Annotated in this window: 13 protein-coding genes; 11 read left to right on the forward strand and 2 right to left on the reverse strand. The window is 71.4% G+C overall.

Translation table 11 applies throughout. The features are described 5' to 3' along the window. Positions 1–165: 165 nt before the first annotated feature. Both BLV72_RS43380 and BLV72_RS43385 read left to right on the forward strand, forming a co-directional pair. Positions 166–1,425, forward strand: a complete 1,260-nt coding sequence (locus BLV72_RS43380; protein WP_167746527.1) for an MFS transporter — start codon at positions 166–168, stop codon at positions 1,423–1,425. Beyond that, complete coding sequence (locus tag BLV72_RS43385; RefSeq protein ID WP_093469359.1) at positions 1,397–2,332, forward strand: fumarylacetoacetate hydrolase family protein; 936 nt, start codon at positions 1,397–1,399, stop codon at positions 2,330–2,332. The genes BLV72_RS43380 and BLV72_RS43385 overlap by 29 nt, the downstream gene beginning before the upstream one ends. Before the next feature lie 56 nt (positions 2,333–2,388). Here BLV72_RS43385 and BLV72_RS43390 read toward each other — a convergent pair whose 3' ends face one another. Then, positions 2,389–3,054 carry a L,D-transpeptidase family protein gene (locus BLV72_RS43390; protein ID WP_425288488.1) on the reverse strand — a complete coding sequence of 222 codons (666 nt, stop codon included), beginning with the start codon at positions 3,052–3,054 and terminating at the stop codon, positions 2,389–2,391. Positions 3,055–3,251: 197 nt separating this feature from the next. Between BLV72_RS43390 and BLV72_RS43395 the strand changes: the two genes are divergently transcribed. The 8 genes from BLV72_RS43395 (at position 3,252) to BLV72_RS43425 (ending at position 9,925) form a co-directional block, all read left to right on the forward strand. Continuing rightward, complete coding sequence (locus BLV72_RS43395; RefSeq protein ID WP_093469360.1) at positions 3,252–3,878, forward strand: alpha-ketoglutarate-dependent dioxygenase AlkB; 627 nt, start codon at positions 3,252–3,254, stop codon at positions 3,876–3,878. Positions 3,879–3,978: 100 nt separating this feature from the next. Then, entirely contained in the window at positions 3,979–4,575 is a 597-nt protein-coding gene (locus BLV72_RS43400) for an HD domain-containing protein (RefSeq protein ID WP_093469362.1), read from the forward strand. A 198-nt stretch (positions 4,576–4,773) separates the two neighbouring features. Further along, complete coding sequence (locus tag BLV72_RS43405) at positions 4,774–5,370, forward strand: thaumatin family protein (RefSeq protein ID WP_208905928.1); 597 nt, start codon at positions 4,774–4,776, stop codon at positions 5,368–5,370. After that, positions 5,352–5,567: a hypothetical protein gene (locus BLV72_RS49110; RefSeq protein WP_208905930.1), complete on the forward strand. Its 216-nt coding sequence runs from the start codon at positions 5,352–5,354 to the stop codon at positions 5,565–5,567. The genes BLV72_RS43405 and BLV72_RS49110 overlap by 19 nt, the downstream gene beginning before the upstream one ends. A gap of 61 nt (positions 5,568–5,628) precedes the next feature. Next, complete coding sequence (locus BLV72_RS43410; RefSeq protein WP_167746675.1) at positions 5,629–6,453, forward strand: glycoside hydrolase family protein; 825 nt, start codon at positions 5,629–5,631, stop codon at positions 6,451–6,453. 58 nt (positions 6,454–6,511) lie between these two features. After that, positions 6,512–6,946: a septal ring lytic transglycosylase RlpA family protein gene (locus BLV72_RS43415; protein WP_093469365.1), complete on the forward strand. Its 435-nt coding sequence runs from the start codon at positions 6,512–6,514 to the stop codon at positions 6,944–6,946. A 187-nt stretch (positions 6,947–7,133) separates the two neighbouring features. Next, complete coding sequence (locus BLV72_RS43420) at positions 7,134–9,077, forward strand: serine/threonine-protein kinase (protein WP_093470876.1); 1,944 nt, start codon at positions 7,134–7,136, stop codon at positions 9,075–9,077. Further along, positions 9,074–9,925, forward strand: coding sequence for an FHA domain-containing protein (locus BLV72_RS43425; RefSeq protein ID WP_208905931.1), 852 nt, complete (start codon positions 9,074–9,076; stop codon positions 9,923–9,925). The genes BLV72_RS43420 and BLV72_RS43425 overlap by 4 nt, the downstream gene beginning before the upstream one ends. Positions 9,926–9,996: 71 nt before the next feature. On the opposite strand, the gene BLV72_RS43430 is transcribed toward BLV72_RS43425, so the two are convergent. Next, a complete protein-coding gene (locus BLV72_RS43430; RefSeq protein ID WP_093469366.1) occupies positions 9,997–12,522 on the reverse strand; it encodes an ABC transporter permease in 2,526 nt (841 codons plus the stop codon). Between the two features lie 203 nt (positions 12,523–12,725). On the opposite strand from BLV72_RS43430, the gene BLV72_RS43435 reads away from it, so the two are divergent. Continuing rightward, entirely contained in the window at positions 12,726–14,009 is a 1,284-nt protein-coding gene (locus BLV72_RS43435; protein ID WP_093469368.1) for a sensor histidine kinase, read from the forward strand. The last annotated feature ends 15 nt before the right edge of the window (positions 14,010–14,024 follow it).

Raw genomic sequence — 14,024 nt, forward strand, 5'->3', positions numbered from 1 at the left:
ATGGTTGTTGAGACCTTGTCAAAGGCTGTAACCCCCACCTACGTTCCACAGGTCAGATGTTTCCGCGAGACAGCGTGGTCCGCAGGGAGGCCCGATGAACCCGGCCACCACCATGGAGAACACCCGCCGGAAGGTGTCCAGACGCCTGCTCCCCCACTCTTCGTGATGTTCGTGCTGAGCTTCCTGGACCGTACGAACGTCGCCCTGGTCAAGTCCCATCTCGCCGACGCCGCCGGGATCGACGCCACCGCGTTCGGGCTCGGCGCCGGTGTCTTCTTCATCGGCTATGCCCTGCTGGGCGTGCCCTCCAACCTGGTGCTGCACCGCTTCGGCGCCCGCCGGTGGCTGGCCGCGCTGATGTTCGTCTGGGGGCTGCTCTCCTGCGCGATGGCGCTGGTGTCCAACCCCACCGGCTTCTATGTGCTGCGGTTTCTGCTCGGCGCGGCGGAGGCCGGTTTCTTCCCCGGTGTCATCCTCTACATCACCTACTGGTTCCCGGCCGCCGACCGTGGAAAGGCCACCGGCATGTTCCAGGCCGCCGTGGCGGTCGCCAGCATCATCGGCAATCCCCTCGGCGGCTTCCTGATCGGTCTGCACGGACTGGCCGGCCTGGAGGGCTGGCAGTGGATGTTCCTGCTGGAGGGCGCCCCAACAGTGATCCTGGCCCTCGCCGTACCGTGGCTGCTCACCGACCGCCCCGAACAGGCCCGGTGGCTGACCGCCGAGGAGAAGGACCTGCTCGCCCGGCGCATCGAGGCGGACCGGCCGGGCGAGGACGCCAGAGAGCCGCGCCGGGTCCGCGAAACCCTCGCCGACAGCCGGGTGTTGCGGCTGATGTTCGTGTACTTCGCCATTCAGATCGGCGTCTACGGCGTGACGTTCTGGCTCCCGGCGCTCGTCGGCCGGATCGACGGGCTGGGCGACGTGGGCATCGGCTTCGTCTCGGCGCTGCCGTGGGTGTGCGCGCTGCTGGGCGTGCTGGCGCTGCCGTGGATCTCGGACCGCAGCGGCGACCGGCGCGGGCCGCTGCGGCTCGCCCTGGTGCTGACCGTCGTCGGCCTGCTCGGCGGGGTGCTGCTGCCCCCGGTCCCCGCCATCGCCGCCCTGTGCGTGGCCGCCTTCGGTTTCCTGGGCGCGCAGCCGGTGTTCTGGACCGTGCCGCCGACCATCCTGTCCGGCGCCCATATGGCCGGGACCATCGCGCTGATCTCGGGTTTCGGCAACCTCGGCGGCTTCCTGGGCCCGTATCTGATGGGGGTCGCGGAGTCGGGGACCGGCTCGGGTGCCACCGGGCTCTACGCCATCGCCGCCATCGTGGCGGTCGGCGTGTGCACGGCCACCACCCTCCGTTGGGTAGGAGGACCCACTGCACCGTCACGAGAGGAGAGGACGACAGATGACACGCATCGTGCGCTTCGCCGATGACGCCGGGACCGTCCGGACCGGAGTGGCCGACGACACCGGCGGGGTACGGGCCTTCCCCGGAGCGCCGCTCATCGCCGAGCTGTTGCGGCTGTCCGTGGCGGAGCTGCGGGCCCTGGCGGAGAACACCGCCGCCGGACCGGCGGCCGTCCATGAGCCGGACGTCCTGCCGCTGCCACCGCTGGACGGGCTGATGGAGCTGTGGGCGGCGGGGGTGACGTATGAACGCTCGCGCGAGGCCAGGGTGGAGGAGAGCACCGAACAGTCGGTGTACGAGCGGATCTACGACGCCGAGCGCCCCGAGCTGTTCTTCAAATCGCCGCCCTGGCGGGTGGTGACCGACGGCGAGCCGATCGCCGTACGGGACGACTCCGAGCTGAACGTCCCCGAGCCCGAACTGGCGCTGGTGCTCAACCGGCACGGCGAGACCGTCGGCTATCTCGTCGCCGACGACGTCAGCTCACGGTCCATCGAGGGCGAGAACCCGCTCTACCTCCCCCAGGCCAAGATCTACGCCGGAAGCGCCGCCGTGTCCTCGGGCATCGTGCCCGCGTGGGAGATCGACGCGCCCGACGCGCTGGACATCACCATGGCGGTGTGGCGCGACGGCGAGGCGGCCTACCGCGCGTCCACCTCCACCGCCGCGTTCCACCGCACCCCGCAGGGGCTGGTGGACCATCTGTGGCGCTCCCAGCCCTTCCCCGACGGCGCCGTGCTGTCCACCGGCACCGGCATCGTGCCCGCGCTCGACTTCACACTCCACGCCGGGGACGTGGTGGAGATCTCCATCGAAGGGGTCGGCACCCTGCGCAACCCGGTACGGGCCCAGCGGTCCGACCTGGACTGGCTGGTGGAAGCCATCAACCATCCGCTGACACGCCGTGCCCACCGCGGCGGCTCCCCGGAGTGATCCGCTGTCGTGACGGCGGTCACCGCACCGGTGCTCCGCCGTGCACGGCCCGGCGCTCAGCGTTCCAGTGACGCCGCGTCCCCCATGACGACGACGGGCTCACGGGCGGGGTCCAGCGCCCGGAGCAGCTCCTTCATGGGGCCCCTCCCGAGGCTGACACAGCCGCGCGTGGGGCCGCCGTGGTCGATGTGCAGCCAGATGCCGCCGCCCCGGTCCGGGCCGAGGGGGCGGGTCCGGTCCAGGGGAGAGGTGCCGGGCCTGCGGTTGTAGTCGATGGCGACCACATAGTCGAAGGAGCCGGACAGGGGCTCGCCCTCGAAGCCCGCGCCGCCCGCGGTGAAGCCGGCCGACCGGTCGTAGGGCAGCCGTGTCCCCGGGTCGGGGAGCCGTCCGCCGGCATCCGTGAGGGTGTAGACGCCGATGGGGGAGCGCAGGTCGCCTTCCCGGTGGTGGTCGGTCCAGCCGTTGAGCGCGTTGTGCGCCGGCCGGCTCGCCCCGGCCCGCCAGCCGGCCCCGGTGCGCTCGTACAGCACCGCCGTGGACACCGGCGCATTCCGGTCGCGGCCCGACACCACCAGGACCTGCCGGGACCGGCGCGGCACCTCGGCCCAGGTCCGGGGCCCCAGCCCCGGAGGCGGCGACGCCGGGACGGCCGGACGCGGTGTGCATGGTGGTGCGCGTCGTGGTGGGCGCATGGTCATGGGCCGACCCCCGGCCGACACGGAAGGGAACGCGTCAGGGTCCCAGTGTCCCGCGACGGCTCGGACGATGGTGGCGACGTCGGGGGTCGTCGTGCGGCGGGCCGATGCCCGGTGGCGACCGCTCGCTGACCTGCGGTGTCACCATCGAAGCAGCCAAGGACGCACGCCGGTGTTCCCTCTATAGAACGTTTGCTCGATTACTCGAGTACCCTGCGCATATGGGTGCGTATCTCCAGGGCTCGCTCTTCGATCAGACCGACGACATCGGTCTCGGCTCGCTGCGCGGGATGAGCAGGACCGAGCTCGGGTCCGGGGCCTGGATCGATCTGCTGCCCGGGTGGCTGAGGGGGGCGGACGACCTGTTCTCCCGGCTCGTCGCCGAGGTCCCCTGGAAGGCCGAGCGGCGGCATATGTACGAGCAGGTGGTGGACGTCCCACGGCTGCTCGCGTTCTACGGCGCCGAGGACCCGCTGCCGCATCCCGTCCTGTCCGAGGCCCGGGAGGTGCTCTCCACGTACTACGCCGGCGAGCTGGGGGAGCCCTTCACCACGGCCGGGCTGTGCTACTACCGCGACGGCCGGGACAGCGTGGCCTGGCACGGCGACCGCATCGGCCGGGGCAGAAGCGAGGACACCATGGTCGCCATCCTGTCCGTGGGTGCGCCCCGGGACCTGCTGCTCCGCCCGCGTGGCGGCGGCAGCGCCATGCGACGGCCACTCGGCCACGGCGATCTTCTGGTGATGGGCGGCTCCTGCCAGCGGACCTGGGAACACGCGATCCCCAAATCCTCGCGCGCCACCGGCCCGCGGATCAGCATCCAGTTCCGCCCCACCGGCGTGAGGTGAGCCGCCTGCCGGCCACCCGGCCACCCCGGCCCCCGGCGCCCCGACTGCCTGACCACGGCCGTCCGCCGTGGGCCCCCGCCGTGGTTGTTACGCTGCGGCGGTGATTCTGCCGACCGTCGACGAGGTGCGTGCGCTGCACGAGAAGTACGCGCCGACGCGTGAGGCCCTGGACCTCGTGTACACCCACTGCGAGATCGTCTGCCACATCGCGGAGCAACTCATGGCGCGCGCCGGGCTACGGCTCGACGCCTCTCTCGTCCGCGCGGGCGCGCTGCTGCACGACATCGGTGTGTATCGGCTCCACGGCCCCACGGGCCGGCTCGACGAGGCCAACTACATCCGCCACGGAGTCCTCGGCCACGAGGTCCTCCGCCAGGAAGGCTTTCCGGAGTCCCTGTGCCGCTTCTGCTCCCACCACACGGGCGTCGGCATCACCCGGGACGACATCCGCGTGCGGAAGCTGGATCTCCCGCCGGCCGATTACACGGCCGACACCACCGAGGAGCAACTGGTGATGTACGCGGACAAGTTCCACAGCAAGACCTCGCCACCGAAGTTCCTCACCGCCGACTCCTACGCCATCTATGTGCGGCGGTTCGGCGGCGACAAGGTCGATGCGTTCCAGCTCCTCCGTGTGCGGTTCGGCGAGCCCGACCTCATGTCCCTCCAGGCGCGGTACGGCCACCCGCTGTCCTGAGTCGGGGCCCGGGCGCGGCTGATTTTGGTCCAGACCATTGACATATATGGCTCGGGGCGCTGCCATGGGGGACCGTCAGCTCTGGAGCGTGCGCGCAGGCGGATGCCCTCACGTGGATGCCCTCAACTGAGGCCGGACCTCGGAGAGTTTCTCGTGCGTCAAGATTGTCATGATCGCGACAGCGGCGAAAGAGGCAACATGCGGAAAATCATGACCGCCCTGGCCGCCGCGGCCGTCGCGGTCCTGGTGGCACTGAGCCCCCCATCCGGGACCAGCGTGGCCGCCACCCCAGGCACCGACGGGGACCTGCCATCCCGCGCCGCACCCGCCGTGGCGGTCGATCACACGGTCACGTTCGTCAACGACACCGGGAAGACCGTATGGATCGGCAGTGATGTCAACAACGACGGGTCCAGGCCACTCGCCGCGTTACCCACCCTGGAGCCCGGACAGTCGGGCACCGTGACGATTCCCGAAACGGCGGAACCCGGCCACTGGCGTGGCAAGTTCTTCGCCCGCCAGGGATGCACCGGGACATCGGGCAGCACCTTCCACTGCCTGGTGGGGGACTGTGGCACGTTCGCCGACCACTGCGAGCGGAGCGAACAGCCCACGAGTCTCGCGGAGTTCAACTTCGACACCGAGGACACGCTCGCCCCCTGGTACGACGTCAGCTACGTCAACGCCTTCTCGCAGCCGGTCACCATCGCCCCGAAGAACGCCACGGGCGGCGGCGGATGCGGCACCATGGGCTGCTCGGAGAATCTGCTGCCGCTGTGTCCCCCGACAATCTGACGCGGTGGCCGGACGGCAAGCCGATGCTGTGCACCAGCCCCAACCGGGACGCCAAGACGCCCTACAGCGACATGATCGCCGCCCATTGCCCGAAGGCTTACGGCTGGTCCAAGCAGGACCAGGAACCGGGCAACCAGGTGATGCAGCAATGCGCCCAGTGCAGCGGTTTCACCGTCACCTTCCACAGCGCCGTCTGACCGGCCGGTCCGCCACTTCACCCCACGACCGGACGAGCAAGGGAGAGACGACGTGCACAGGATGCGCAGGATACGCGCTCTGGCCGTACTGCTGGCGGTGCTGACCCTGCTCACCGCGGGCAGTCAGGCGGGCGCCACCGGCGCGGCCACCGCCGCGGCGAAGAAGAAGGGCGTCAGCGCCTGGAACTTCGACGGGGCCACCGCCGCGATGTCCGACGCCAAAGTGGGCTGGTTCTACACCTGGGCCTCCGGCCGGGAGCAGATCGACGCCCCGGCCGGTGTCGAGTTCGTGCCCATGATCTGGGGTCCGGGCTCGGTGACCGACGCGGAGCTGGACCGGGCGAAAAGCGAGGGCACGACCCTGCTCGGATTCAATGAACCGGACATGGCCGGCCAGGCCGACATGACCGTGGAGCAGGCCCTCGACCTGTGGCCCCGGCTGCAGTCGACCGGTATGCGGCTCGGCGCCCCCGCCGTGGCCCACGGCGGCGACGTCGCCGGTGGCTGGCTCGACCGCTTCATGAAGGGCGCCGCCGACCGCGGCCACACGGTCGACTTCATCCCGCTGCACTGGTACGGCGCGGACTTCGACCCCACCCGCGCGACCGATCAGCTGCGCAGCTATCTCCAGGCCACCTACGACCGCTACAGGAAGCCGATCTGGCTCACCGAATACGCGCTGATCGACTTCTCGACCGGTACGCCGAGGTATCCGACCCCGGACCAGCAGGCCGCTTTCGTGACGAAGTCCACCGCCATGCTCCAGGGGCTGTCCTTCGTGGAGCGGTACGCGTGGTTCACGCTGTCCGCCGATCGCGGCGGCACCGGTCTCTACAACGGCGCCACGCCCAACCAGGCGGGCGCCGCCTACCGCGCGGCCGGCTGACGCACGGCCCACCCGCGCTCACACCACACCACGACCACCCGAAGTGAGGCCCTCCATCATGCGCAAGGGAACGCTGATCGGCCGAGTGGCGGCCGCCGTCGTCGCACTGACCGCCGTGTTGGGTGCCGCCCCGGCGAGCACCGCCGCGACCAGCGACACCCCGCCGGCCGGTGAGAACTGCTGGGCGACCCACTATGGCTACATACCCCCCGGCGCCTACACCGCCAGTGGCGAGCTCTTCGACAACAACGCGGACACCGCGGCGACCTCTTTGAGCCGTGACCCGCAGCTCCCGTTCGGAACCAAGGTGAAGGTCACCAACGTCGCGAACAACGCGTCGCTGGTCGTGCGCGTCAACGACCGCGGCACGTTCGCGTGGACCCCGTCGGTGCCCAAGTGCCTGGACCTGACCGACGGGGCGTACGCCCGGCTCGGTGGCGTGCTCAACCCGGACTCCGGCCACATCGTGGTCACGGAGGAAATCGTGCCGTAAGCCGGATGAGACCGCTCTCCAGCTCCCGCTCTTCGCTTGAGGGACCGACCGTCGTGCGCCGGAGGCTTCCCTCTTTCCGGGGGCTATCCACCGGAAGCGCTATCCACCGACGTCAGGGCCAAGTACTCTCCGTGGCGACACGGGAACGTGATGGGTGCGATGAAACGGGGTAGCGGGGGTGCGGGTGATGGCGGAGGCCGGTGACAAGGTCGCCGACCGATATCTCCTCCAGGAGCCCATCGGGAGAGGCGGAATGGGCGTCGTCTGGCGGGCCCACGATGAGCTGCTGGACCGCCAGGTCGCGGTGAAGTGTGCCCGTCCGGACGACGACCGCGCGGCGCTGCGACTCACCAACGAGGCACGCAACGCAGCGCGGCTGCACCATCCGCATATCGTCTCGGTGTTCGACTTCGTGGAAGAGAGCGAGGTCTGCTGGATCGTCATGGAATACGTGTCCGGGGGCAGCCTCGCGGACATGGTGCGCGACCGTGGTGCGCTCACCCCGGAGGAAGCGGGCTCCATCGGCTGCCAGATCGCCACCGCGCTGGCGAAGTCGCATGCCGAGGGCGTGGTGCACGGCGATGTCACCCCGGAGAACGTGCTGATCACCGAGGAAGGCGTCGCCAAGCTGACCGACTTCGGCATCTCCCGGGCGCTGTGGAGTGAGGCCACCATGACCCGGACGGGCGGGGTGCGCGGCAAACCACCGTATCTGCCGCCCGAGGTGGCCAGGGGGGACGCGGCCGACCGGAAGTCCGATGTCTTCTCCCTGGGCGCGACGCTCTACGCGGCAATCGAGGGACGGTCCCCGTACGGCGAGGCATCGCACCCCATGGCCTATGTGGCGCGCGCCATCGAGGGCTATATCGAGACCCCGCACCGGGCCGGCCCGCTGGTGGACCCGCTCACCGCGCTGCTGAACGTGGAGCCGAAGCGGCGCCCCGCCGCCGATCAGGCCGCACGGCTGCTGCGGCGGGTCGTCCCGTCGTCGTCCCACCTCGAACATGTCGAGGGCACTGACGAGGACCCGCACGACGGCGACACGCTGGACCGCACCCCGTTCACGATGCGGCTGCTGCCGCCGTCGGTCCGAGGGGCGTGGCGCCGCCCGAGCCGCCGGGTGGTGATCACCGCGACCGCGGTGGGCACCGCCGCGACCCTGATCGCCTGGGCCGCCCTCTTCGGCCCCTGGGGCGGCGGGCACTCCGACGAGAGCGGCCGGTCCGGGAAGAACGGCGGGAGTGGCGCCTTTGGTACGGGCGACTCGCTGTCACAGGCGGGACGGGCCGGCACGGTGGGCGACGCGCGGACGGCCGACCCCTGCAAGCTGCTCAACGCCGCCTCGCTCAGCCGCTTCGGCGAGACCGTCATCGACCCGGACTACGGCGAGATCGATCGATGCGATGTCCTGCTGCACGGCGAAAGCGGCGATGACATCGCCGACGTCCAGCTCAACTTTGACGCCGACCCGCCGGAGCCGGGTGGCGACGTGCCCACCCGAAGGGTCGGCAACGTCACCGTCGGCGCGTTCCAGCGCGAGGGGGACGAGTGCGTGCGGAACATCGCCTCCGCCGACCGTAAGCAGATCTGGATCATCACCGAGCGGCTGGACACCCCGGCGCCCGACCCGTGCCAACTGGGCGACGCCGCCACCGACTACGCGGTCAGTGTGCTGGACCGTGGCCAGGTCCCCCGGCGCTCGGCGCAGTCCGTCGCGAGCTCCCTGGTCAGCCGGCACGCATGCCGGCTGCTGGACGGCGACGAGCTCGAGCGGATCGCCGGTGTGCGGGTGAAGGACCGCGACCCGGGCTTCGGGGACTGGCGGTGCGAGTGGGCGGACGACTCGAGCGACACGGGAGTGGAGCTGGAGTTCACCCGGGACAATGACTTCTCCCCGGAGGGCGAGGAGCGGGCGGAGATCGCCGGGAAGCTGAGCTCCGTGTCGCCGGAGGAGTGGGACGACGACTCATGCCTCGTCCGGATGCTGCACCGCTCGTACCGCAACTCCCTCGGTGATGACACCGTTGAGTTGATGTCGTTGAACGTCTACGGGCCGAAGCCCACCAAAAAGCTCTGCCAGACCGCCAAGGCGCTCGCCGCCACGGCCGCGAAGAGACTACCGAGCTCATGACCACGCCCCCTGGCAGCGACCGCCGTACCACCGGCCGGGCCCCCGCCGCTCGCCGCCCGGCCACCGGCCGTCCCGCCGCGGGCGGCCGCCTCCTGCCCGCCGCGCACGGCAGCCTGGCCCGCGGTGTGACCGCGCCGGTGCCGGGCACCGCCTTCGCCCTCGCGCTGACCGGTGGCATGACCCTGGGCCCCGGCGACGGCCGTGAGCTGCTCTTCGGGCGGAACCGCCCCGAGGTGCACGTCTGCGTGGGCGAGGACGACCCCCAGGTCAGCCGCTGCCAGGGCAGCCTGACCCATCGCCACGGCCGCTGGTGGGTCGCCAACAGCGGCCGGCTGCCCCTCCGCTTCCCGACGCGGCTGCTCTTCACGGGCGAGGAGCCACTGCCCCTCGAGAGCGGCTACACCCCGCTGTTCGTCCGGGGTTCGCGCGACCGTGAGCATCTGCTGGAGGTCTTCGTCAGCGGCCCCGAGGCCGAGCGGCCCGTAGCCCTGCCCGGGGAGGTCACCCGCCCGCCTCGGGTATGGGTGCTCACCGAGGAGGAGAAGCTCGCGCTCGTCGTCCTCGGCCAGCGGTATCTGCTCCACGAACCCCGGCCACAGCCCCTCACCTGGAAGCAGACGGCCGCCCAGCTCGCGGAGTTGCGCCCCGGCGAGGGCTGGCGGGAAAAGCGTGTCGAGCACCTGGTCAACCGGGTCCGCATGATGCTCTCCCGGGACGGAGTGCCCTGGCTGACCCGCGAGGAGGTCGGCGAACCGGTCGGCAACGCGCTCAACGACCATCTGATCCGTGCCCTGATGATGTCGACCACGCTCGTCCCCCCGGACCTGGCCCTGATCGACGCCGCCTGACCGCTCGGCCCGCGTCCCCGGCGCCCGCCTGACCGCTCGGCCCGCGTCCTCGGCGCCCGCCGCCCCGCCGGTCATTCGGTGTCCGCGCCGATGGCCTCCAGCATCGGGAGGCGTGCGGCCTGACGTCCCGGCCAGAGCGAGGCGAGAACACCGATCGCGGCGCTCGCGACGAAGAAGAGGGCCGCCCGGTCCCAGGGGATGACGAGCGGAACGACCTCCTGGCCGAGGACGGCCGCCGCGCCGATGGCCGTACCGGCGACGACACCGAGCGCGGAGCCGAACAGGGAGATGGTCACCGACTCCAGGCGCAGCACCGATCCCACGCCGGCGCGGTCCAGCCCGATGGCCCGCAGAAGTCCGATCTCCCGCACCCGCTCGAAGACGGCCATGCCCATCGTGTTGACCACCCCGAGGGCGCCGATCAGCACGGTGACGCTGAGCATGGCGTACATGATGTTGAGGAACGGCGCGGTCCGCGCGGTGGCGGCGGCCCTCGCGTCGGCGCGGTCCTGGACGAGCAGCGCCGGGTTGTCCAGGGCGCGCCGGATCTCCTCCCGGAGCGCGGCGGTGCGGCCGGGGGCGGCCTTGACCAGGACCGAGCTGATGGTCGGCCGGTCCTCGGCGCCGGTCGGACGCGGCAGGACGCGGTCGGAGACGAGGGCGGGGCTCAGATCGTCCGGGCCGTCGTAGATCGCCACGACGGGCAGACTGGTGCGGGTGCCCGGCGTATGCGCGCTCGCGTCGGTGAAGGTGCCGCTGACACGGGAACCGAGCCGCCAGCCATGGGCGGTGGCCAGCTCCTCGGTGACGGCGATGCCATGGCCGAGGCGGTCCAGCGACCCCTCGCGGACGGAGAGCGACGCCGCGCGTTCCACCGCGGCGGGGTCGACCGCGGTGACGTCCAGGGACGTCGTGTGGGGGATGTCGAGGTAGGTGTGGATGACGGGGGTGACGGCCTCGGCGTCGGCGAGCCGCCGCACCCGTGCCGCCGTGCCCTCGCCGATCTCCCCGAAGTCGACGGCCGTGATCCGCAGGTCCGAGGTCATGGAGCTGTCCACCTCCTGCTCGTCGAAGCGGTTCACGGAGGTGACGACCACGGTGACGGCGGTGACCATCGCCAGACCGACCATCAGGGTGGTCGCCGTGGCCGCCGTACGCCGTGGATTGCGGCGGGCGTTCTCCACCGCCAGCTTGCCCCGGATGCCCGCCAGCCGGGTCAGCGGGGAGCGCAGCAGCCCGGTGACGCCCAGGGCGAGCAGCGGGGTGAGGACGATCAGGCCGACCAGCAGCAGGGGCGCGGCGCCGAACAGGAGGTCCGGCTCGCCGACGGCGGCAGCGACCAGCAGCGATCCGCACACGGTGACGATCAGTCCGATGGTGTTGCGGCGGCGCAGCGAGGCGGCGGTGGACGGCTGGACGGTCCGCAGCGCCGCCACGGGCGGTACGGCCGCCGCCCGTCGGGCCGGGACGTAGGCGGCGAGGACGGTGACGCCGACGCCGACGGCGAAGGCAGCGATCAGCGGCTTGGCGGACCACGCCTGCACAGTGGCGCTCCCCGCACCGGAGGCGTCGAACAGGCTGCCCAGCAGGTTCGCGGCACCGATGCCGAGCCCGTAACCGATGGCCGAGGCGGCCGTGCCGACCAGGGCGGCCTCGGCCAGGACCATCCTCATCACATGGTTCCTGGTGGCGCCGACCGCCCGCAGCAGTGCGTGTTCCCGGGCACGGGCCGCGCTGAGCATGGTGAAGGTATTGGCGACCAGGAAGGTGGAGACGAACAGGGCGACACCGGCGAAGCTCAGCAGCAGTGTGGTGAGCTTGTCCGAGTCCGCCTCGGAGGCGGCACCGGACTCCAGATCCGCGCGGGTGACCGCCCGCAGTCCGGAAGGCAGCAACTTCTGTGCCTGCTGGGCGAGTTGCGCATCCGATGTGCCGCCGGCGGCGGTCAGGGTGATCGCCGAGTAGCCGTTCGGCGTGGGGACGAAGTGCCGTTGTGCGGTGGCGGTGTCGAAGGCGGTGAGCGTACCGCCGGAGTCCACACGGCTGTCATGGGCGCTGAAGACGCCGACCAGCCGCGCGTCGCGGGCCGTGCCGTTCACGACGATGCGCACCTTGGCTCCCACCCGGTACCCGGCGCGCTCGGCGGTCCGCCGGTCGACGGCGATCTCGGTGGCGCCACGGGGGCCGTGCCCCGCGGTGAGCGGATAGCGGACGTCCTTGCCGCTGTGGTCGGGCACGTAGTTGACGCCCGCGGCCTGGTACAGGTCGCCCACCAGCGTGCCGTCGGAGCCGACGAGGAAGGAGCGACCCTCCACCACACCGCGCGCCGCGGCCGCCGACGGCAGCGCCCGCAGCCGTCGCAGAAGGGTGTCATCGAGCGTGGGTGTTTCGGCGGTGTCCGCGGTAGGGGAGTCCGCGGTGATCGAGACGGACGCATCGGGCTGGGAGTTGGAGTGTGCGCGGTTCACGGCGGCCTGGACGGAGTCGCCGTAGAGCAGCGACCCGGTCACGAAGGCCACGCCGAGCACGACGGCGAGGGCGGGCATCGCGAAACGGAGCCGATGGGATCGGAGGGTGCGCAGGGCGGTGCGGAACATCGATGGCCTTCGGAAAGGAAACGGTCGGAAGGGGCGTGGCGGATCGCGCTCGAGCGCTCGCCGGTCGCCCTGGATGCCATCCTTCGCGAGGGGTGCGGTGCGGCGGATCCACCGGAATGCCGAAGTGGTCCGCGCCCCTTCCCCGGTTTCCTCGGCCGAAAGTCTGATGTGGCGACGGCGGTCTGGCCGTAGCGTGACCTGCCATGATCTCCGAGTTCCGGTCCCGCTTCCGGGCCCGATTCCGTTTCCGGCACCTGTGGCTGGGCGTGATCGGCGTCAGTCTGGTCGTCCTCGTGGTCCTGGAGGGGCTGAACGCGCCGCTTCCGCCGATGGCCGCGGCGACGATGGTGTCCGGGCTGCTGTGCCTGGCCGCGTTCGCCGTGCCGGAACGCCTCTTCACGCGCTACGCCATCGGCGCGGCGGCCGTCTCATGCGTACTGACCGTGGTGGAGGCGCAGCTCTCCCAGCGCCCCCCGAACACCCCGGGCCTGGTGGAGCTGGGCGTGCTGCTCCTGCTCATCACCCGTGCCGCGCGGCGCTGCCGGCCCCTGCGAGCGGCCGGGCCGGCCGCGGGATCCGCGCTCGCCGCCGTGGTTCTTCCCTTGCGGATCGACGCGTGGGACAACAACCTCCTGAACCTGATCGCCGTCATCGCCGTCTGCGCCGTGCCGTTCATGGTGATGGTGGGGCTGTGTCTGCGTCTGTACGACACGCTGCGGGAGCGGGAGCGCGAAGCCATCCGGCAGGGCCAACGCCTTGAGCACGCAAGGGAGTTGCACGACTTCGTGGCCCACCATGTCACGGCGATCGTCGCGCAGACCAAGGCCGCGCGCTTCACGGCCGCGGCCGGCCACCCCCAGTCCCCGGAGGACCTGGACCGGATGCTCGCCCAGATCGAGCGGGCCGGATCCCAGGCGCTGGGGTCGATGCGCGCCATGGTCTCCAGCCTGCGGGACCACACCACCGCCGCCACGACCCGGCCCACGGGCGATCCGGCGGGGCTGTGCGGTCTGCGCGACCTCACCGAGGAGTTCTCCGAGGTGGGGCCGCCCGCCGAGCTGACCCTCGCCCCGGAACTCGCCGACCGGCCACTGCCGCCCGGCATCATCACCACCGTCCACCGGGTGGTGCAGGAGTCGCTGACCAATGTGCGCAAGCACGCCACCGGGGTCGGCCGGGTCGAGGTGCGGATCGGTGTGCGGTCCGATGACCCGGAGCGGCTGGAGGTGTCGGTCGTCGACGACGGGCAGGGTGGCGCCTCGACGGCCGCCGAGCGGTCGGTCGAGGGGGGCGGCTACGGCCTGGTCGGTCTGGCGGAGCGGGTCGAGAAGGTCAACGGGCGTATCACCGCAGGGCCGCGGGACGGCGGCGGCTGGCACGTGGTGGCGGTCCTCCCCATGGGCAAGGCGGACAAGGCGAACACGGTGGACAGCGCGGACGTGGCGACCTTGGGCGAGGCGGCCCCGAAGGTGACCTCCTCCGGCTGACGGCCCGTGCGCCTG

This window comes from Streptomyces melanosporofaciens (assembly GCF_900105695.1).
Lineage (GTDB): Bacteria > Actinomycetota > Actinomycetes > Streptomycetales > Streptomycetaceae > Streptomyces > Streptomyces antimycoticus.